Origin of the sequence: Gracilibacillus pellucidus (assembly GCF_033949965.1) — a bacterium.
Taxonomy (GTDB): Bacteria; Bacillota; Bacilli; order Bacillales; family Amphibacillaceae; genus Gracilibacillus; species Gracilibacillus pellucidus.
In genome coordinates, this window is record NZ_JAWZSR010000020.1 from 1 (window position 1) to 19,820 (window position 19,820).

General features: G+C 37.1%; 18 protein-coding genes. 14 read left to right on the forward strand and 4 right to left on the reverse strand.

What is annotated here, in order from left to right:
* Window positions 1-176: 176 nt before the first annotated feature.
* From SH601_RS17125 to SH601_RS17160, 8 genes are all read left to right on the forward strand, one after another.
* The gene (locus SH601_RS17125) at window positions 177-476 is read left to right on the forward strand and encodes a hypothetical protein (protein ID WP_319959562.1); all 300 of its coding nucleotides are present in this window, start codon (window positions 177-179) and stop codon (window positions 474-476) included.
* Window positions 477-604: 128 nt separating this feature from the next.
* Window positions 605-1,747 (forward strand): NRAMP family divalent metal transporter, encoded by a 1,143-nt coding sequence (locus tag SH601_RS17130; protein ID WP_319959579.1) that lies wholly within the window; start codon window positions 605-607, stop codon window positions 1,745-1,747.
* A gap of 216 nt (window positions 1,748-1,963) precedes the next feature.
* Window positions 1,964-3,013: a C45 family peptidase gene (locus SH601_RS17135; RefSeq protein WP_319959563.1), complete on the forward strand. Its 1,050-nt coding sequence runs from the start codon at window positions 1,964-1,966 to the stop codon at window positions 3,011-3,013.
* 72 nt (window positions 3,014-3,085) lie between these two features.
* Window positions 3,086-3,454: a PadR family transcriptional regulator gene (locus SH601_RS17140; RefSeq protein ID WP_319959564.1), complete on the forward strand. Its 369-nt coding sequence runs from the start codon at window positions 3,086-3,088 to the stop codon at window positions 3,452-3,454.
* Entirely contained in the window at window positions 3,447-3,959 is a 513-nt protein-coding gene (locus SH601_RS17145) for a DUF4190 domain-containing protein (RefSeq protein WP_319959565.1), read from the forward strand. Before SH601_RS17140 ends, SH601_RS17145 begins: the two co-directional genes overlap by 8 nt.
* A gap of 57 nt (window positions 3,960-4,016) precedes the next feature.
* A complete protein-coding gene (locus SH601_RS17150) occupies window positions 4,017-4,718 on the forward strand; it encodes a type 1 glutamine amidotransferase (RefSeq protein WP_319959566.1) in 702 nt (233 codons plus the stop codon).
* 222 nt (window positions 4,719-4,940) lie between these two features.
* Window positions 4,941-5,426, forward strand: coding sequence for an NUDIX hydrolase (locus SH601_RS17155; RefSeq protein WP_319959567.1), 486 nt, complete (start codon window positions 4,941-4,943; stop codon window positions 5,424-5,426).
* Window positions 5,427-5,553: 127 nt separating this feature from the next.
* Entirely contained in the window at window positions 5,554-6,099 is a 546-nt protein-coding gene (locus tag SH601_RS17160; protein WP_319959568.1) for a DinB family protein, read from the forward strand.
* A 4-nt stretch (window positions 6,100-6,103) separates the two neighbouring features.
* Here the strand turns inward: SH601_RS17160 and SH601_RS17165 are convergent, their stop codons facing one another.
* From SH601_RS17165 to SH601_RS17175, 3 genes are all read right to left on the reverse strand, one after another.
* Window positions 6,104-6,910, reverse strand: coding sequence for an ABC transporter permease (locus SH601_RS17165; protein ID WP_319959569.1), 807 nt, complete (start codon window positions 6,908-6,910; stop codon window positions 6,104-6,106).
* A complete protein-coding gene (locus SH601_RS17170) occupies window positions 6,903-7,868 on the reverse strand; it encodes an ATP-binding cassette domain-containing protein (protein ID WP_319959570.1) in 966 nt (321 codons plus the stop codon). Before SH601_RS17170 ends, SH601_RS17165 begins: the two co-directional genes overlap by 8 nt.
* A gap of 358 nt (window positions 7,869-8,226) precedes the next feature.
* Window positions 8,227-9,078: a glycerophosphodiester phosphodiesterase gene (locus SH601_RS17175; RefSeq protein WP_319959571.1), complete on the reverse strand. Its 852-nt coding sequence runs from the start codon at window positions 9,076-9,078 to the stop codon at window positions 8,227-8,229.
* 214 nt (window positions 9,079-9,292) lie between these two features.
* Between SH601_RS17175 and SH601_RS17180 the strand changes: the two genes are divergently transcribed.
* The 5 genes from SH601_RS17180 to solA all read left to right on the forward strand — a co-directional run bounded on the left by SH601_RS17180 (window position 9,293) and on the right by solA (window position 16,709).
* Window positions 9,293-10,504: a hypothetical protein gene (locus SH601_RS17180; RefSeq protein WP_319959572.1), complete on the forward strand. Its 1,212-nt coding sequence runs from the start codon at window positions 9,293-9,295 to the stop codon at window positions 10,502-10,504.
* 95 nt (window positions 10,505-10,599) lie between these two features.
* Window positions 10,600-12,702, forward strand: a complete 2,103-nt coding sequence (locus SH601_RS17185) for a peptidoglycan D,D-transpeptidase FtsI family protein (protein ID WP_319959573.1) — start codon at window positions 10,600-10,602, stop codon at window positions 12,700-12,702.
* A 100-nt stretch (window positions 12,703-12,802) separates the two neighbouring features.
* Entirely contained in the window at window positions 12,803-13,555 is a 753-nt protein-coding gene (locus SH601_RS17190; RefSeq protein ID WP_319959574.1) for a MerR family transcriptional regulator, read from the forward strand.
* Between the two features lie 381 nt (window positions 13,556-13,936).
* The gene (locus tag SH601_RS17195; RefSeq protein WP_319959575.1) at window positions 13,937-15,574 is read left to right on the forward strand and encodes an amidohydrolase; all 1,638 of its coding nucleotides are present in this window, start codon (window positions 13,937-13,939) and stop codon (window positions 15,572-15,574) included.
* A 10-nt stretch (window positions 15,575-15,584) separates the two neighbouring features.
* Entirely contained in the window at window positions 15,585-16,709 is a 1,125-nt protein-coding gene (gene solA / locus SH601_RS17200) for an N-methyl-L-tryptophan oxidase (protein ID WP_319959576.1), read from the forward strand.
* A gap of 43 nt (window positions 16,710-16,752) precedes the next feature.
* On the opposite strand, the gene SH601_RS17205 is transcribed toward solA, so the two are convergent.
* On the reverse strand, window positions 16,753-17,625 hold the full coding sequence (locus tag SH601_RS17205) for a TetR/AcrR family transcriptional regulator (RefSeq protein WP_319959577.1): 873 nt from the start codon (window positions 17,623-17,625) through the stop codon (window positions 16,753-16,755).
* A 158-nt stretch (window positions 17,626-17,783) separates the two neighbouring features.
* On the opposite strand from SH601_RS17205, the gene SH601_RS17210 reads away from it, so the two are divergent.
* Complete coding sequence (locus SH601_RS17210; protein WP_319959578.1) at window positions 17,784-19,289, forward strand: MDR family MFS transporter; 1,506 nt, start codon at window positions 17,784-17,786, stop codon at window positions 19,287-19,289.
* Window positions 19,290-19,820 lie beyond the last annotated feature (531 nt).

A 19,820-nucleotide genomic window follows, 5' to 3' on the forward strand; every position in this document is an offset into this window, starting at 1 on the left:
TGCCCCGTTGGCAATAGAGGTTTTATATAACATGTGAACACCTACACATAGAAGGACCATTAGACTTATCATTATCAAAAGATATCTAAAGCTCACTCATAGGTTGGGAACTTGTATCATGAATTTACACAATAAAATGGACTTGACTGCTGATAGAGCTTCTCGACGACGAAAAAATGAAAAATGAGCAAGAAAAGTCGTTGATAGAGTTTCTCGACGACGAAAAAATGAAAAACGAGCAAGAAAAGTCGTTGATAGAGCTTCTCGAGGACGAAAAAATGAAAAAAGAGCAAGAAAAGTCGTTGATAGAGTTTCTCGACGACGAAAAAATGAAAAACGAGCAAGAAAAGTCGTTGATAGGGCTTCTCGAGAACGAAAAAATGAAAAAAGAGGAAGAAAAGTCGCTGATAGAGTTTCTCGAAAACAAAAATAAGGGAGATTTATCTTCTAGAATGGTGATTACTTTTTCAAAATAAAGCAAATGAATAATGATGAAAGATAGGACAATCACCTGATTATCAGGTGATTGTTGTGGAAGTTGGAGGAATGGATATTGGGAAAGAAACAGACAACTAGATCTATACTATTAGGTGCAGCGTTCTTAATGGCGACGTCAGCGATTGGACCAGGGTTCTTGACACAGACGACAACTTTTACAGAACAGTTAGCTGCAAGTTTTGGATTTGTAATTTTAATTTCCATTATTATTGATATTGGCGTTCAATTGAATGTTTGGCGAATTATCGCCGTTTCAGAAAAAAGAGCACAAGACATTGCCAATGATGTGCTGCCTGGTCTCGGTTACTTTCTAGCAGCACTTATTGTTATGGGTGGTTTAGCTTTTAACATCGGGAATGTCGGTGGTGCTGGATTAGGCTTAAATGTTATTTTTGGGATTTCGCCAGAGCTAGGTGCGTTACTAAGTGGTATTTTTGCCATCGGTATTTTCCTCGTGAAAGAAGCAGGGAAAGCGATGGACCGTTTAACGCAAATTGCAGGGTTTGTCATGATTGGTTTAACTATTTATGTCATGTTTACTGCACAGCCTCCGGTTGGCGAAGCAGTCAGTAAAACCATTTGGCCAGATGAAATAAATTATTTAGCGATTGTAACATTAGTAGGTGGAACAGTTGGTGGATACATTACCTTTGCTGGAGGTCACCGTTTAATTGACGCTGGTATCAAAGGAAAATCTGCTATTCCAGAAGTAACCAAAAGTTCTGTAAGTGCTATTGGGATTGCTTCCATTATGAGGGTTTTCTTATTTTTAGCAGCACTAGGAGTTGTAGCAAAAGGATTCTCTTTAGACTCTAGTAACCCAGCAGCATCCGTTTTTCAAATTGCTGCCGGTAATGTTGGCTACAAAATATTCGGTGTGATTATGTGGGGCGCTGCCGTTACTTCTGTAGTTGGAGCCGCTTATACATCTGTTTCCTTTATTCGTACATTTAGTTCGTTTATTGATCGCAACTATAAAGCATTTATTCTAGGATTTATTGCTATATCAACAACAGTGTTTGTCTTAATCGGTCAACCAGCGAAAATTTTAGTGCTAGTAGGATCGTTAAATGGATTAATCTTACCGATTGCTTTAGCAGTAATGATTTTTGCTGCGTATAAAAAGAAAATTGTTGGCGATTATAAGCATCCGTTATGGCTAACGATCTTTGGTATTATCATTGTCGTTGCTATGGGGGCTATGGGAATTTATTCATTAATTAACGGTATTCCGCAATTATTCTCGTAACTAGGAGAGAAATAGATTTTACAATTGATAAAAGGACATTTTCGTATAATGCGGGAATGTCCTTTTTCTTATTAGCCTGATGAAAGCCCGAATAAATGAAAAAGTAGAAATAGAGTCACTCATATATGCAACTTGTTTTGAATTCGAAATAATTCGTGCTATGCTTTTCGATAGTCAAGTTTAACTTAGACTATCCTTACAGTAAAGGAAATGTATATGAGAAAATATCACGTAGATGTTATTCAATATAGAGGCGATCATGGAACATTTGGTTTTCAGCAAGGTAAATGGTTAAAGAAATCACCATTACATCCGATTTATACGAATCCAGATATGGCGAAAAAAATGCGTTTCTCCGTAAATCGCGAGGATGCTACCTGCTGGATTCATGCGCTGTTTCCAGCTTTTTTAGAAGAGCTAAAAGGATTGGCAGAGGGATTAGAACTATCTTTAGATCAAGCGATTATGCACTTTAGTGGTTACCAGCAGGAGTGGATTCGCTCTGGTTGTTCTATTTTAACTGGTGATCACTTTCTGATCAGAAATTACGATTACCATCCCAAAACATATGAAGGTAGGTTCGTGTTATATCAACCTAAAGGACAAGGTTATGCAACGATTGGTCCTTCGCAACGTATTGTTGGTAGAGCAGACGGAATGAATGAAAAAGGATTGATGACTGGCTATAATTTTGTGAATCGTCGTGGAGCTGGTGATGGTTTCATACCGACCATTATTACACGGATGATTTTAGAACAGTGTAAGAACAATCAAGAGGCGATTGCTTTATTAAAAGAAGTTCCTCATCGTGTTGCATTCAATTATGTATTAGCAGATAGAGCAGGAAATAGACATGTAGTCGAAGCAACTTCACAAGCTGTCCGTGTCAAAGAAGATACGATAAGTACCAATCATTTTGAGTTACTCCCTGAAGCAAATCGTTATCATTTAGCAGATTCCAAGCGACGCTTTGCTATTCTGCGGAATCAACAACCATCAATCTCAAAAGCGGCAGCATACCAAGTGATGAACAATAAAGAAAATGACGTATTTGCCGAAAAATATTTACAATCAGCTGGTACATTGCATACGACCGTTTACGATGTGGATACGATGGAAGCAGCAATGGCATTAGGTCATAATCGAATCCCAACTACGTTCTCCTTTGGGGAGTGGTTGAATGGGAAAAATAGTCTGGTTAAGCAAGTGAGAGGTCAGATTAATACAGCATCAAACATGCCATATATGGATGGATTAGAAGAGTAAAAGGTCGAGAATATATCTCGACCTTTTTTCTTTTGGAAAGACTGAACTAAACTATATGTGATTGACACCTAGATGTTATTCACATATAGTGAAGAGATGGATAATAAAAATGATCAATGGATTGTGCAGTTGAAGAAGGGTGTATTTGAATTAGCGATTCTTCTTTTGATTCGGAATAAGCCAATGTATGGCTATGAGTTGACCAACCAGCTCAATTATATTCCATTATTCACATTAGCGGACGGCTCTATTTACCCGATATTAAAAAGAATGGTCAATAAAAAATGGGTGGAAGCTTACTGGCAAGAATCAATGGAGGGACCAAGGCGTAAGTATTATAAAATTACAGAGGAAGGACTAGAAATAGTTCAACAAAGAATGAATGATTACAAGGAATTATATCAAGCGTTAGAACGATTACAGGAGGGAAAAAATGAATAATAATAATCTTCATCCTCGTATTCTTCGATATTTAGAGCAACTGAAAGAAGAGCTTGCATATTTACCAGAGGAAAAACGAGCGCAACATCTTATAGAAATAGAAGATCACTTACATTCTTTGATACTTCAAAAAATAGATAGAGGAATGGAACAGGATCAAGCAGTTGAACAAACCTTAGCAGATTTTCTACCAGCTGATCGATTAGCACAACAGATTATCGATGAAGAAGATGTGATGCAGGCAATTAACGGAAGAAAAAATGAGAGGACAGCAAAGACCAATTCAAAAGCGATCATGTCATTGGCGCTAGGTGTGGCAGCTATTATTATTCCACTTATCGGTTTAGTGATTGGTATTTTTGGGTGTGTTATTTCAAGAAAAGCTAGAAATGAAATAGCTCAGTTATCTGAAAAAGGAGAGGGGATAGCGATAGCTGGATTAGTTGTTAGTGTATGTGGGATAGCGACTCAACTTTTTCTTCTATTAAATATATATAGCGTATAAGGGAATCAAGCAAACTTACGAAGATTGGACCGTTTTGATAAAGGGGAGAGGCGGATAATGAATATTCATGTCATCCAAAATGATCCGATAGTAGGACCTGGATATATTAAAGAATGGGCAGAAGACAATCATCATGTTCTTACGATAACGAATGGAAATAAACTTCATACATATCCTAACTTAGCTGATTTTGACCTTTTAATTGTTTTAGGGGGGCGAATGGCAGCTTATGAAGAAGCCAACTATCCTTGGTTAGCAGATGAAAAGAAATGGCTTCAAACGGTCATTGAAAACCAAAAATATGTGTTAGGTATTTGCCTTGGTGCACAGTTAATTGCAGATGCAATGGGTGGTAAAGCTCGTAAACACACGCATCAAGAAATTGGTTGGTGGAATATTGATTTTCGTGATGAAGCGAAGTCCCATCCATTGTTAGCTGAATTTCCGAAACAATTAGCTTTTTATCAATTTCATGGTGATACTTTCAGCCTTCCTGAAGAAGCAATAGCTGTTGCAGAAAATGAGGCCTGTAGTAATCAAGCATTTGTCATTGGAAACCATGTGTTAGCGGTACAGTTCCATCCTGAAATGAATGTGGAGATCGTAGCGTCTTTCATCGATCAATATGGAGCGAGCTTAACAGAGCAACAATTTGTGCAAAATGTAAACGAGATGCTCAATAACGATCATTTTCAAACGAGTAAAAGCTATATGTACCAAATTCTACATAACTTTGCAGAGCAAATTAATGCTTTCTAATAGAACATCCTTCTTGATTTCTAACTAGAATCAGGAAGGATGTTTTTTGCGGGTGTAAAAATATGTTAATATAAAATTATACATTTACCACGGTGCATGAGTTCGTAAAACTCCCACTTCAAGGTTCGAGTGAAAACGAGGAAGCTAAGTGAGGGATAAACGGACGCTAACTCCCTGATAAGTTTCGCTTTACGGGATGAGTGCCAAACAAGGGAGCGATAGATGTTGGATGAAAAGAAATATCATCGGAGTTTTGGTGTGTATGGTATATATCAGCAAGATAGTAATCTATTAGTCATAGAGAAAAGTACAGGACCATACAAAAATCGCTTTGATTTGCCTGGAGGCAGTTTAGAAGATGGGGAGTCTTTGATAGATGCTATGAAACGGGAGTTCTTCGAGGAAACGGGATTAGAAATAGAAGTGGAGCACAACATTGGAATAATAGACTTTAAGCTTCCTTGGTTATGGAGAGAATTTACGGATTTACATCATATCGCGGTGTATTACAAAGTGAGGAAAGTAGGAGGAACGCTTATTGTCCCAGAACAATTTCAAGGGCAAGATTCGTTAGGAACAAGGTGGATCTCAGCAAATGATACGACTATAGAAAATTCCTCTCCATTAGTTCTGAAAGCTTTTGAATGGATGGAAACAAAAGATTTAGGAATTGCTCCTTGTGTTTATTCTGAATGGAAAATTAAATAAGATGAATGATTAAGAGAGATTCCATTAGATAACAATGAAGTATTTATATCCAATTTGGAGCCAATGATATCTTTCTTAAGGAAGCAATAGATGTTTGTCCTATCACTAATTGATTGGAGGGAGCTAAGTGAAAAGTCATCATATGCAAGCCCATTTTCAAAAACTATATGTCCAAAGAGATGAGATGGAGCAGAAGCTCGTTGCTTTTAAAGGAATGGAGTGGGAAAGACCACTTCAAGATAAATGGTCATGGGGCGAAACGTATTATCATTTGTACTTAATGCTGAAAAACTTTCGTAGGTTGTCCAAAGTGTATATCCCATTAACTACACCTGTTGCTGCATTAAGAAAATCGAAACCATTCACTACCCATAGTCCAAATATATATGAAGCATATCAAGCAAAAAAGAAGAAGCCAATGAAGGCTCCTTTTATTATTATGCCACCAAAAGAAATAGCAAATAACGTTTCGTTCGACTGGTTGATAGAAGAATTGAACCAGGAGACCAATCAATTAGAGGAAATAGTAGCAACTGTCCCTGATGACATAGCAGGTCACATTCGCTTCCCTGATCCACTCGCAAACAATCCTAACTTGATTCAAAGTATCGATCTTCTTGGCATACATGAGAAACATCATTTTTTAATATGTGATAAATATTATCGTAAGTAAACAATTATTTATGCTTAAAAAAGTACATCGTTAAAGGGCCAAAGATGACGATTAAAGCAATCGAGATATACATAACAATCATGATTTCACCATTTCCACCACCATGGATAAGGCTACGAACTGCATCAACAACAAATGTAATCGGATTAATTTCGACAAACTTTTGTAGCCAATTAGGCATTGTCGATGGGTCAACAAACACATTACTTAAAAAAGTTAGTGGAAATAAGAACATCATGCTGATCGCCATTAATGCTTTTTCCGAGCGTACGATAATTCCGAGCATTGTCCAGATCCAGGATAAACTAAATGAGAATAAGAGCAGAATGGCAATTCCCATCATGATGCCAGTAAATCCAGCTTCAGGTCGAAAACCTAAAATATATCCTAGCGTAACCATAATAGTCGAGGCAATGAGGTATCTTAACGTGTCTACAAGCAATGCACCAACCAATACGGCAGGTTGCCATATTGGTAAAGAGCGAAAACGATCAAAAACCCCTTTTTCAATATCTTTATTCAAATCAAGTCCTGTATACATCGTAATCATCGAAACGGTCATGACTAATATCCCTGGTAACACGAAATTTAAGTATTCGCCCGTTGATCCCGAAATCGCTCCGCCAAACAAATAAGTAAACATTAATAAATAGATAATCGGAAAGAGTGTCACATCAAACAGTTGTTCAGGAACATAACGAATTCGTAATAAGGCACGCCATGCAAAGGTAGCAGATGCCTGAATTGCTGACGGTGCTTTAGATCTTGTTCGGTTTGTTAATACTCCTTCTATTGTAGTTTGGTTATTCATTTACCTCGTCTCCTTCCTGACTTGGTGGATTACCTGTCAGTGCTAAAAATACTTCATCAAGACTTGGTTCGTTCATAGAAAAGTTTTTGATGCGAACATTTGCATTTGCTAATTCACCAATTGCAGTTGCTGCCTTACTATGTTCCTTAATCATGATTGTTAAAGAAATATCTTGAGCATTCCTATCTGGCTTTTGTTCGAATTGTGAAGTGAAAATGTTGCATGCTTTTTCTAATTCATCATGATTATCGAAATGAACGGTTAAGCTTCCTGCGTTAAGCGAAGATTTTAATTCTTGACTTGTACCTTCCTTAATTAGCTTGCCGCGGTCGATAACGCCGATTAAATCTGCTAATTGGTCAGCTTCTTCTAAATATTGAGTGGTTAAAAATACGGTGGTTCCATTTTTGACGAGTGCCCTTACAATATCCCAAACTTGGTTTCTGCTTCTTGGGTCAAGGCCTGTGGTGGGTTCATCAAGGAAAAGTAATTCTGGAGAAGTAACAATACTTGCTGCAATATCAATTCGTCTACGCATTCCACCGGAGTATTTTTTTACTTGGCGTTTAGATGCATCTTCTAATTGAAATGCTTGTAATAATTCATCTGCTCGTTGTTTTGCTTGCTTTCTGTTATAGCCTACTAATCTACCAATGAAAATAAGATTCTCTCTACCTGATAATTCCTCGTCAACCGAAGCAAATTGTCCCGTTAAACTAATAGAATGTCTAACTTTATCTGCTTCTTTAGTGAGGTCATATCCCATTACTTTGGCATCGCCTTCATTTGGCTTGAGTAATGTTGCTAACATCCGAATGGTTGTTGTCTTACCTGCTCCATTTGGACCAAGGAATCCATAAACAATCCCCTTAGGTACTTTAAGGCTAATGCCGTCTACTGCACGATGCTTGCCGAAGACTTTTACTAAGTTGGTTGCTTCAACTGCATATGTAGTCATGTAACCTATCACACCTTTCCTATTTTATTTTAATCTCTAAAAGTATAGCATATAAGTGCTTGTGTATAGTAGTTATATATGAAAATGTGGATGACTATATGCTTTGATCACGATGGCTTAAATTTTGTTCAGACTTGAACGTTGAAAGAGGAGATTATGGATGTTGGCACAGTAATAAAATGTTAAACATACTGCTTTTTAAACGAATAAAAAAGGACCCTTCCTTTTTCTTGAAAGGAAGGGTCAATGTAGTATTTTATCACGGTGCACGAGTCCGTAATACCCCAACTTCAAGGTTCGAGTTAAAACAAAGAAGCTAAGTGGGGGATAAACGGACGCTAACTCCCTAATTGAAGTCTCACTTTACCGGATGTTTGTATACATGCTCTGGATAGTCCGTGACAATACCGTCTACTCCTAAATGGAAGAGGCGATCGGCTTGTTTTTGAGACCTGGAAGTGTAGGGCATAATTAACATTCCTGTTGCATGTACGCGATTTACTAATTCTGTCGTTACAATATTCATATTCGGATTGAAATAATCTGCATAAGTTGCGAATTCCTTTAATTGCTCATCCGTCACATTTCTCCAACTAGGTCCTGCTAATACACCATGAGGTAGATTTGGTAAAAGGGTTTTCGATTGTTGTACGGAATCATGATTAAAGGATTGGATAATGATTTTTTTGTTGTTAGGACGGTCCATATTACGTTCTTTTAAGACGGTAGCTATTTTCTCTTCGATACCGGGATAAAGCTCTGGTGATTTTAGCTCTACTAAAATGCCGATTTTTCCGCGGAAGGCATCAAGGACTTCTTCAAATGTAGGAATTTTTTCGCCAGCATACTTCTCGTCAAACCAGCTACCAGCATCTAATGAGCGGATTTCTTCAAAGGTTAAATCCCCAACTGCACCAGTACCGTTTGTTGTTCGGTTAACGGTTGTGTCGTGAATAATTACTAACTCACCATCTTTGGTCATTTGTACATCGATTTCAAAGTAGTCAGCTTTCATTTCTACGGCTTTTTGGAAGGCTGCCATTGTGTTCTCAGGTGCATGCCCAGATGCACCACGATGAGCAACATTGATCATTTTTTGTTGGTCTTTCTTGCTGAAGGTAACCGATTGCTCACTTGCAAATGCTGGAACGGAAAAAACAAACATGAAAAAAACGATGATAAAGAAAATAAACAAGAAACGATTCATCATTACTCATCACTCCAATTCTTTTTGATAAATCTAGTATGACTAAGAAATATGAAGTGCAAATTAATAGGTTATAAAGATACTGTAAGGAATTTTGTGCGATTGGTCATAGGTCTAAAGGGCTTTGCTAGATGATTGTTCGCCATCAAACTAGAAAACTAAATAGGTATTTGGTATTATGTAATGGATATTATTTCATGAAAAGGTGGTACTATGGATGAAGAAGCTTGGCCTAATAGCACTCATATTGTTAATGATTTTAACAGCTTGTCAGACAGAGGATAGTGCAGAAGTAGAAAGTGATGAAATAAAAGAACTGCAAGTAGAAACAGAAGTGGATAAAGAAGACGATTTAATGACTGTGGAAGAGGCGAAAGAGTTAGCAGATTCGTTATTGTTTCGCATGTATGATGATTTATATTCGGTAAGAGAGGAACACTTTGAACCAGAGTTTAGTCAAATATCATTAGTGGCTAATCCAGAGGTGGAAAATGAATCGGAATGGTTTCAAGAAGCGATGAAATTGTTTAGGGAACGAGTTTCGGATTATGTTAGTGAAGAGTATTTGGATGAACAATTAGCCTATATTACCTCTGTTATGTTTTGTCATTGTGGTAGTTGGCCATTATTAAACGGATATGGCTCGTCTGATATATTTTTAGGTGTCGAAATTGCCGAGCAAGATACTGATAGCCTTGTGTTAGAGTTTAAAATGATGCAAGATCCTGAGTATGGTTTGGATGTAGGATCATTTCGTTATGAAATGAGAAAAAACGAGCATGAGTGGATGATTCAGCATATCGAGCAAAGCCAGGAGGTTAACTTAAAGGCTGAGGATTTTGATCAACCATGGAATGATCGATACACATTTGTCGAATATCAAGATGATGATACATTAGTGATTGATATAGGTTATGGAACGATTTTGGTCGATAGTAAATCTGGAAAGCCGATTTCAAGCGTAGTAAATGAGGTGTCTGAAGAAGAAGAGGAAGAAGAATACGTAGAAGAAGAGGAAGAGATAACAGAGCCAACAGAGCCAACAGAGCCAGCGTATACAGCAGTATCCGGTTTAAACCCGAATGACCCAGATCAATACCTTGGAAGATGGAGTGAGTCAGAAGATTATACAGATAGTGCAACATTGCGTTTTAATAGCAATGGAAACAATGAATACGAAATCATGATCACAGAGCCACATGGAGGAGGTGCAAGATTAATTGATTATGAAGGAATCGTTACCTTTGCTGATGGAAAAGCTTCCTTCTATTCACCATTTGATAATTTTTATGAGGTAGAAAGAGATGTAGCCATTTCATTACAGGATGAGCAAATTTATGTTGAAATAGATGGAGTAATAGAACATTCTGGCGAAAAATTCCATACAGTCTATGAGTTTGGTTTGTTTGAACCAGAGAGCGGTGAATAATAATCTAGTAACCTAGCAACAGTTATTCAAAAATATAGAAAATTCCTTTCCGATCGGTTAAAATAAAAGGGAGAATAACACCGGGAGGAAAGTGAATGAATTTTCAAGGAAAGAAGAATAAAAAACGGAAACATGCTCAAGTACCTATGCGTTTAAATATATTGTTTATTGCTATATTTCTTATCTTTTCATTATTGATCGTACAATTAGGGATCGTGCAAATTATTAATGGGGAAGAAGCAAGTCGCCAAGTTTCCCAAACAGAAAATACTCCTAGTGAAAAAGCCGTTCCGAGAGGAAAAATGTTGGATAAAAATCATCGACTGATCGTAGATAATGATCCGAAAAAGGCAATCACGTATACACCACCTAAAAATGGTGATTCGGCTCAAGATCGTTTGAAGTTAGCGACAAAGCTAGCAGGATTTATTACGATGATTAAAGATCAGGAGGAATTAGAGGATACCATTAGAGAACGAGATCAGAAGGAATATTGGTATCTAAAAAATCGAGATAAAATAGAAGAGCGTTTAACAGAGGAACAAAAAGAAGAATTAGAGCCTTCTGAAAGATATCAAGAGGAATTGGAGTTAATCACCGAGTCAGACTTAGCGAAAATTGACTGGACTCCTGAGTTATACAATATCCTTGCGATTAAGAAAGAATTAGATGCTGCTTATGAATTATCTACCCATACTATTGTAAATGAAGGATTAACAGATAAAGAGTTTGCGACAGTTGCAGAAAACCTACATGAGCTATCAGGGATAGATGCTGTGATTGATTGGGAGCGAGAACCACAATTCGGAGATACACTGAGCTCTTTTATAGGAAATGTTACTTCTTCTGATGAAGGTATACCAAGTGAGAATAGCCAGTATTATTTATCAAATGGCTATACAAGAAATGACAGAGTCGGTACTAGTGGATTGGAAGAACAATATGAGCATGTACTAAGAGGAAGGAAAGAAAAAGTTCAATATGAAACAGATGCATACGGAACCGTTATTAACTCTGATATAGTAGTGGAAGGCGAGCGAGGGAAAGATTTAGTACTAACCGTTGATATGGAGCTGCAGAAAGAGTTAGATAAAATCGTAGAGGATGAATTGAAAAAAGCAATTAATCATCCTGTTAATAATAATGGTTATTTAGAGGATGCGTTACTTGCCATGATGAACCCTCAAACAGGCGAAATAATTGGTTTATCCGGTTTTAGATATGATCGCGAGAAAAAAGAATATGTGAATAATGCCTACCGTACAGTTTATGATGCACATGTTCCAGGTTCTTCTATAAAAGGGGCAACCGTCTTAGCTGGATATCAATCAGGTGTTATCGATATTGGTTCTTATTTAAGTGAGCAACCAATTAAGATTGGTGATACAGTCAAATCATCATACTCTAATTTTGGTAGTAGTTTAAACGATGTGCAAGCACTTGAAAAATCATCGAATGTTTATATGATGAGAATTGCCATAGCAATGAGTGGTGCAAATTATCGTTATGGTGATTCATTACGTAATTTTAATTATGATTCATTTGATGAATTGAGATATTATTACGATCAATTTGGTTTAGGTGTACAAACAGGAATTGATTTACCGTTTGAAGCAATAGGAGTAAAAGGTACTAATCAAACAGAGGCAGGGAAATATCTGGATCTATCCTTTGGACAGTATGATACGTATACAACATTACAATTAGTGCAATACGCTTCAACAATTGCCAATGGTGGATACCGTATGCGTCCGCATTTTGTGAAAGAGATTAGAGAACCAGGCGGCGAAAATGGTAGTCCTGGTAAAATTATTCAATCGATTCAACCGGAAATAATGAATCGTGTTGAGATGGACGATAAATATATTAGCCGTGTACAAGAAGGTTTCCGCAGAGTGTATACAACTGGTACAGCAAGTGGACGCTGGAGTGGATTCCCATACGAAATGGCAGGTAAAACAGGTACAGCACAAAATCCACAATTTAAAGATGGAAAAAAAGTAGCTGATACGCATAATTTGACTCTAGTAGGTTATAGTCCTGTAGAGAATCCTGAGGTAGCATTTGCGGTTGTAGTACCGAAGAATGGTACAGGTAGCCAATATCCTGTCCACCATGAAATTGGTAAGAGAGCTGTTAAAGCTTACTATGATCATAAAAACGGTAATGATGACGAAGAAGAAGATGATGACGAATAAGAGGAAGCGGAGCCGTAATGGTTCTGCTTTTTCTTATTTTAAAAAGTATTGCTTCTCACGTTACGTCATGATTTATAGTAATAAATGAGGAGTGATAAAGATGTATTCAATCGGACAATTTGCCAAAAAAACAGGTGTGACAATCCGTACATTAAGATATTATGATCAAATAGGATTGTTAAAACCAGCACAAATATCTGCAGCTGGAAGAAGGTATTATCATGACGAGAATATGGTGCAATTACAAAAAATCATGACATTCCGTTTTCTAGGTTATTCATTAGAAAAAATTCAAGAAATGCTGCAAAATGACGAAAAAGAATTCACACAATCATTAGTAAAGCAAAGAAACGAAATCCAAAAACAAAAGGAGCATCTCGATAGGATTACAGAAGTGTTAGATAACGTGATTCCATTAATCGAAGAACAAGCAACAGTTGAACCAGAGATCGTCATCGCATTAATTCAAAGCTTAGCAAAAGAGGAGGAACAAAAGCACTTTCTCGAACAATATTTCTCAAAGGGTTTAGTGGAAAAATTGTTTGAAGTAGAAAAATACGATATGGTTGGATTTCACCGTAAAGAGTTCCATTTTCAGTTGCAATTAAAACAAGCCTACCGAAATAAGGTGGTTAATGAAGAAGTTAAGGAGTTAGTGAAAGAGTTTTTTACGCTAATGCCAGAAGGCTTAATGCAAAATTTTTTCGATGAACTTCGAGATGTATTAGATGAAGAGGGCGATATAGAATTTCCTGATGGGCTATTTCCTTCCATTTTAACACAAGAGGAAGAAGACTGGTTGATTGATGTGGCTGTCACTTATAACTTAGTCGACATGAAGGCTGACGAATAATCGGATATCGCAAAGAATTGTTTGGTATTTCCCAGGAAATAATTCGTCGAATCGAGTAAATGTAGGAAGCAAGTAATCTAGACTTGCTTCCTACATTATTAAGATAATCTTTCTTGTTCTTCTAATACTGCCGAGATTGTTTGTCTAACTTTTGAAGAAATATTTTGTATTAAATGTATTTCGTCTTTCCTTAATTTAATATAATATTGAATTATTGGTAATAAGGTGAGAATCAGGTGCTGGGATTAAGCTTATTACTAGTTGATTGTTTCTAAGGGGTTGAGATTGGTTTTTAATGAAATAATAAATAGCGGTGACGGTGAACAAGAAATAGAAACGTATGAACATGTCCATTAGGTATACATAAAGGAGGAGTTAGTAGTGGCGGATATAGTTTTTAAAAATGGCAGTATATATTGTGTGGAACCAAAAGGAAAATGGGTAGAAGCTGTCGCGATTAAAGCAGGTTTTTTTATTGCTGTTGGAACAAATAAAGAAATAGCAGAGTATATTACTGCTCATACAGAAGTGGTTGACTTAGGTGGTAAGACGGTGATACCTAGTCTACATGACATGCATACACATGCCTTAGTAGGAGCATATGAATTATTAAATACTTGCAATCTACCAACCTCTTCCTTCAGTACGTTAGCTAATTTATTGGAAGCAATCAGTAATTTCGCCACAGACAATCCGGAGGCAGAGTGGATCAGTGGTGGTGCATGGCAACCTTCTATACAGAATCAGCTCCATAAGTCACAGTTAGATAAAATTGATGCTAATCGACCGATTTTGCTGTATGATTTTTCTCACCATAATGCATGGGTTAACAGTAAAGCATTAGAACTAGCTGGTATTAACGCGGAAACAGAGGATCCTAAAGGAGGCATTATCGAACGAGATCAATCAGGTGAACCAACTGGTGTGCTTTTAGAAGGAGCTACACAATTAGTGGCAAAGCATATCACTTTCTATGAGAAATATGATCGAGCTCAAGCAGCGAAGCATATAATGGAGCAATTTAATCAATATGGCATTACTAGTATCAAAGATGCACTAGCCGATAAGACTGTTTTGGAAACGTATAATAAGCTAGATAAAGAGAATCATCTACACATGCGAATTGCTGCTTATTTACCATGGAAAGCAAGCGTATTAGGGGCTGAAACAACAGAAGCAGAACAAGTAGAATTAATTAACAATCGAAAGCAGTATCAAACAGAATTAGTGAAAACGGACTTTGTGAAGATGTTTATCGATGGTGTACCTGCAGCTAAAACAGCTGTCTTTTATGAAGGATACCAAGGAGAAGAAAACTATCATTATCTTGAAGAGCTGTTGATAAATCCAGATACATTGCAGCAAGCATTTATTGATTATGATAAGCAAGGAATTTCGGTTAAAGTGCATGCTACTGGTGATGCAGCGGTTAGTACAGTTTTAGATGCAATTGAGGCTACAAAAGTAGAAAATGGGTCCACTCATATGCGACATCAAATTGCTCATGCTAGTTTTGTTCAGCCAAAAGATTATGCTCGCTTCGCCCAATTAAATGCCATTGCTGAATTTTCTCCTTTATTATGGGTGCCAACGATCACACATGAAGGGAATAAATTAGTATTAGGAGAAGAACGTGCTGACGAAGGATATCCGATTAAATCCGTTGTAGCAACAGGTGCAACGACTGTATATGGTTCAGATTATCCGATTACACCAGATCCGAATCCTTGGCATGCAATGGAAGGATTGATTACTAGAAAAGACCCTACAGGTGAATTACCAGGTACTGTTAATGAAGAAGAGCGGATTGATATTTATACAGCGATAGAGTTGTTTACGATTAATGGTGCGAAATCAATGTATACAGAAGATGTAACGGGATCGATAGAAGTAGGCAAATCAGCTGATATGATTGTCTTGAATCAAAATATTTTTGAGGTTGATTCTAGTAACATTCATCAAACAGAAGTACTATTAACGCTTTTTAAAGGTGTTAAGGTTCACGAGAAACAAGAATGAGGTGTTAACAATGCAATATGATTCTATCATCGTCGGTGCAGGTTCCATGGGGATGGCGGCAGGGTATTATCTTGCTAAACAAGGGAAGAACGTGTTGTTAATCGACGCAGGTGACCCACCTCACGCTGGCGGTTCCCACCATGGTGAAACGAGAATTATTAGACATGCGTATGGTGAGGGAGAAAATTATGTCAACATGGCATTACGAGCTCAAGATTTATGGGAAGAATTGCAGGAAGAAACAGGCCAAACCATTTTCCACCCAACTGGCGTGATTAACGTTGGCAAAGAAGAGGATGATTTTATTCAAAATGTGATAAAAAGTGCGGAGCATTATCACTTAGATGTAGAGAAAATGACGCACGCAGAGATAAATCAAAGATGGCCTGGATTTTCTATACCAGCAGATTTAATAGGTTGTTACGAACGGAAATCAGGTGTTTTAATGAGTGAGCAGATTATTCAAGCATATCGTGATGGAGCACTAAAATATGGAGCGGTGCTACAAGTTAACGAAGCCGTAACAAATATAGTGATAGAAGACGACATTGTTACGATCATGACAGAAAAAGACAACTATCAAGGGGCATCACTTATTTTAACACCTGGCGCGTATGCAAAGAAATTGTTGGCTAACATCGGCATAGATGTGCCACTTGATACAGTAAGGAAAACTTTTTCATGGTTTGATGCGGAGGAGGACGTATATGCAGCGAATCATTTTCCTGCTTTTAGTTTCGTATTAGATCAAGGTACATATTATGGGTTTCCTAGTGTAGAGGGAGCGGGTATTAAAATAGGGCGACATGACGGTGGACAGAAAAGGGCTATCGATCAACCTAATGCTCCTTTTGGTACTTATTCAGAAGATGAACAAGATGTATCTGTGTTTGCCAATCACTATTTTTCAGAGGCTGGCAAACATCGGATCGGAAAAGTCTGTACATACACGAATACTCCTGATGGCGATTTTATTATTGATAGACATCCAGATTATCAGCATGTTGTATTTGCATGTGGATTTTCTGGACATGGATACAAATTCGCTAGTGTAGTTGGGGAAACATTAGCAAGATTCGTTGCTTTTCAAGAACCATTAGTCGATATATCGACATTTACTTATCATCGTTTTTAATCTAAAAAAAGGCAGAATAAGCGTTTATTCTGCCTAACTATCTCTAGATCGTTTTTAAATAACTCCACACGGCATTCGTGAAATGCTGTACCTCTGCAAAAGCTGCTGTTCCATCAAATAATTGCAAGAACGGTTTTAGTAGTTTTTTTACAACAATTTTTCTAATTCGCTCTTGGTCTAATTCATCCATAATAACATCGAATAAGTCCTGTTGTTCCTCATTAAAGTCATAATGTTCTTGTATTTGTTCAGCTAATTCGATTATTTCAGGTAAGGTAATGACGCTACTATTGAAATTAGTTTGTAGAAAATCAACAGCGAAATCGCTTAAAATCGTATGGTCTGTCTGCTTCATCTGAGAAATCAATAGTTCTGTATGTGATAACATGGTGTCGATTAAATCATGAAGTGAGTAATGACTGTTCGTTAAATCGAGCGTGAACAACATATATTGTAACATCCCGAAAAATAAGATAACCGCTTCTGTTGCATACTCCCTGATATCCTCTCCAAACACGTCAATAAGTCTATTAGCAAGCCATTCTGCTTCTACTAACCTATGATGTATAACTAATTTTTTTAATTCGGGTTGGTCAGCGGTAAGAATGTTTTCAAATAGGATACGTAGATTTTTTTCCTCATTTAATTTCATTAGAATAGTGATTTGTTCAATTAACACTTCGCGATCTTGTGGATCCTTACCAATTTGCATCGAAACACGTTGTTGACTAGCGTCATAACGAATGTCTTCTAATATATCAGCAATACAATCATTTTTGGAAGAAAAGTAATTGTAAAAAGTGCCCTTTGAAATAGTGGCTTTATCAATAATTTCTTGGATAGAAGTTTGCTGAAATCCCTTCTCGACAAACAATTTTAATGCAATGTCTGCTACTTTTCGTTTACGGTCATTCATAATATCCTCCTGTCTTTCTACATTGTTAGTATACGTCTGTTTAGAAGCAAAAACAATTATTTTATACTTTTGGTACAAAAATGTTGAAAAAAATGAACTATGGGTATAAAATGTTCTAGTGCAAAACATAATATGAAAAAGATAAGAGGGAAACAATCATGGATACACATTTAAAAAAACCACCATATTTAATGATTAGTATTTTATTTGTAGGTGCTTTCGTTTCATTTTTAAATAACTCATTGTTAAACGTAGCCCTACCTTCTATAATGGTTGATTTAGAGATTCAAGACTATTCAACAGTTCAATGGTTAGCAACAGGTTATATGCTTGTCAGTGGTATATTAATTCCTGCATCGGCATTTTTAATTACACGCTTTTCTAACCGTAGTTTATTTATTACAGCGATGGCCATTTTTACAGCTGGTACAGCAATGGCAGCATTTGCGCCTAACTTCGGTATTTTGTTAGCTGGACGTATGGTTCAAGCAGCAGGTTCTTCTGTAATGGGACCTTTATTAATGAACGTTATGTTAGTAAGCTTCCCACGTGAAAAACGTGGTGCTGCAATGGGTGTTTTCGGAATGGTTATGATCGCTGCTCCAGCAATTGGACCAACATTGTCAGGGTATATTGTAGAATACCATAGCTGGCGCTTACTTTTCGAAATGATTTTACCGTTAGCAGTTATTAGTTTGTTATTAGCAGTTTGGAAATTTGATAATGTAATGGAACAAGATAAAAATGTTACACTTGATTATTTATCTGTTGTTCTTTCCACCATCGGTTTCGGAGGTATTTTGTACGGAGTAAGTAATGCAAGTTCACAAGGATGGGGTGATACAGTTGTTATCACTACATTAGTTGCAGGTGGTATCGGGCTAGCGCTATTTATCATTCGTCAATTGATGATGAAAGAACCATTACTTGATTTACGACCTTACAAATATCCAATGTTCGCTCTTGCATCGATTATTGCAATCGTTAATGCCATTGCGATGTTCTCTGGTATGATTTTAACTCCTGCATATGTTCAAGATGTTCGTGGTATTTCACCACTCCAATCTGGATTAATGCTATTACCAGGTGCGATTATTATGGGAATCATGTCACCTATTACAGGTCGATTATTTGATAAGTTTGGTCCACGTATTTTATCTGTATTAGGTCTGGCTATTACAGGTGTATCAACTTATTTATTAGCTCATGTACAAATAGATTCAACCTATACGTTCATTATTGTCGTTTATACGTTACGTATGTTCGGTATGTCAATGGTCATGATGCCAATTATGACAAATGGATTGAACCAATTACCAACATCACTTAATCCACACGGTACAGCGATTAATAATACAGCACAACAAGTGTCAGGTTCTATCGGTACGGCTGTTATGGTAACTATTATGAATTCTGTTGCAACATCAGAAGGTGAAAAGTTAATGAGTGGGGTAGACCCAACAACATTAACAGAAGCTTCAACTGCTTCTATGACCCAACAAGCGTTACTTAGCGGAATTCAGTATTCCTTTTATGTGGCGCTTGGTATCAATATCGTCGCATTAATCTTAGCGTTATTTGTGAAACGAGTAGATACAAGTGAGAAAGCAGTAAAAGATATTGAACAGCAAGATGAAACAAAAACAGAACCAGCCATGTCATAAGAAAAAGCGTAGCATATTCTAAGTGCTACGCTTTTTTTGGATGGTATAAAGTTCTCGGCGACCGAACGAGGAAAAGGGGAGGATGAAAGTAGTTGACAGAGCGTCTCGACGCCCTGACAGTGAAAAAGGAAGGATGAAAGTAGTTGACAGAGCGTCTCAACGCCCAAACAAGAAAAAAGGAAGAAGAAAAGTCGTTGACAGAGCTTCTCAACGACCAAACAAAGAAAAAAGGTGAAGATAAGTAGTTGATAGAGCGTCTCAACGCCCAAACAAGAAAAAAGGAAGGATGAAAGTAGTTGACAGAGCGTCTCAACGACCAAACAAAGAAAAAAGGTGAAGATAAGTAGTTGACAGAGCGTCTCAACGCCCTAACAAAGAAAAAAGTGATTAAGTCTATATAATTGTGTAAAAAGAAAGGGCATCATAGTTCCTCATGTTACAATGTTTTCAACCACGAAAATAATAAACAGGAGGAATATATGATGACCCAAATCAATTTTACACTAGATTTCGAAAAACTAAAAGAGGAAT

What these genes read in the sequence shown, in the direction of transcription:
- SH601_RS17145 (WP_319959565.1), top strand. Translation starts at nt 3,447, where the DNA reads ATGAATAATAATAATCTTCATCCTCGTATTCTTCGATATTTAGAGCAA.
- SH601_RS17130 (WP_319959579.1), top strand. Translation starts at nt 605, where the DNA reads ATGGCGACGTCAGCGATTGGACCAGGGTTCTTGACACAGACGACAACT.
- solA (WP_319959576.1), top strand. Translation starts at nt 15,585, where the DNA reads ATGCAATATGATTCTATCATCGTCGGTGCAGGTTCCATGGGGATGGCG.
- SH601_RS17185 (WP_319959573.1), top strand. Translation starts at nt 10,600, where the DNA reads ATGAATTTTCAAGGAAAGAAGAATAAAAAACGGAAACATGCTCAAGTA.
- SH601_RS17150 (WP_319959566.1), top strand. Translation starts at nt 4,017, where the DNA reads ATGAATATTCATGTCATCCAAAATGATCCGATAGTAGGACCTGGATAT.
- SH601_RS17165 (WP_319959569.1), bottom strand. Translation starts at nt 6,910, where the DNA reads ATGAATAACCAAACTACAATAGAAGGAGTATTAACAAACCGAACAAGA.
- SH601_RS17155 (WP_319959567.1), top strand. Translation starts at nt 4,941, where the DNA reads ATGTTGGATGAAAAGAAATATCATCGGAGTTTTGGTGTGTATGGTATA.
- SH601_RS17180 (WP_319959572.1), top strand. Translation starts at nt 9,293, where the DNA reads ATGAAGAAGCTTGGCCTAATAGCACTCATATTGTTAATGATTTTAACA.
- SH601_RS17135 (WP_319959563.1), top strand. Translation starts at nt 1,964, where the DNA reads ATGAGAAAATATCACGTAGATGTTATTCAATATAGAGGCGATCATGGA.
- SH601_RS17175 (WP_319959571.1), bottom strand. Translation starts at nt 9,078, where the DNA reads ATGATGAATCGTTTCTTGTTTATTTTCTTTATCATCGTTTTTTTCATG.
- SH601_RS17125 (WP_319959562.1), top strand. Translation starts at nt 177, where the DNA reads ATGAAAAATGAGCAAGAAAAGTCGTTGATAGAGTTTCTCGACGACGAA.
- SH601_RS17190 (WP_319959574.1), top strand. Translation starts at nt 12,803, where the DNA reads ATGTATTCAATCGGACAATTTGCCAAAAAAACAGGTGTGACAATCCGT.
- SH601_RS17170 (WP_319959570.1), bottom strand. Translation starts at nt 7,868, where the DNA reads ATGACTACATATGCAGTTGAAGCAACCAACTTAGTAAAAGTCTTCGGC.
- SH601_RS17210 (WP_319959578.1), top strand. Translation starts at nt 17,784, where the DNA reads ATGGATACACATTTAAAAAAACCACCATATTTAATGATTAGTATTTTA.
- SH601_RS17140 (WP_319959564.1), top strand. Translation starts at nt 3,086, where the DNA reads ATGTTATTCACATATAGTGAAGAGATGGATAATAAAAATGATCAATGG.
- SH601_RS17205 (WP_319959577.1), bottom strand. Translation starts at nt 17,625, where the DNA reads ATGAATGACCGTAAACGAAAAGTAGCAGACATTGCATTAAAATTGTTT.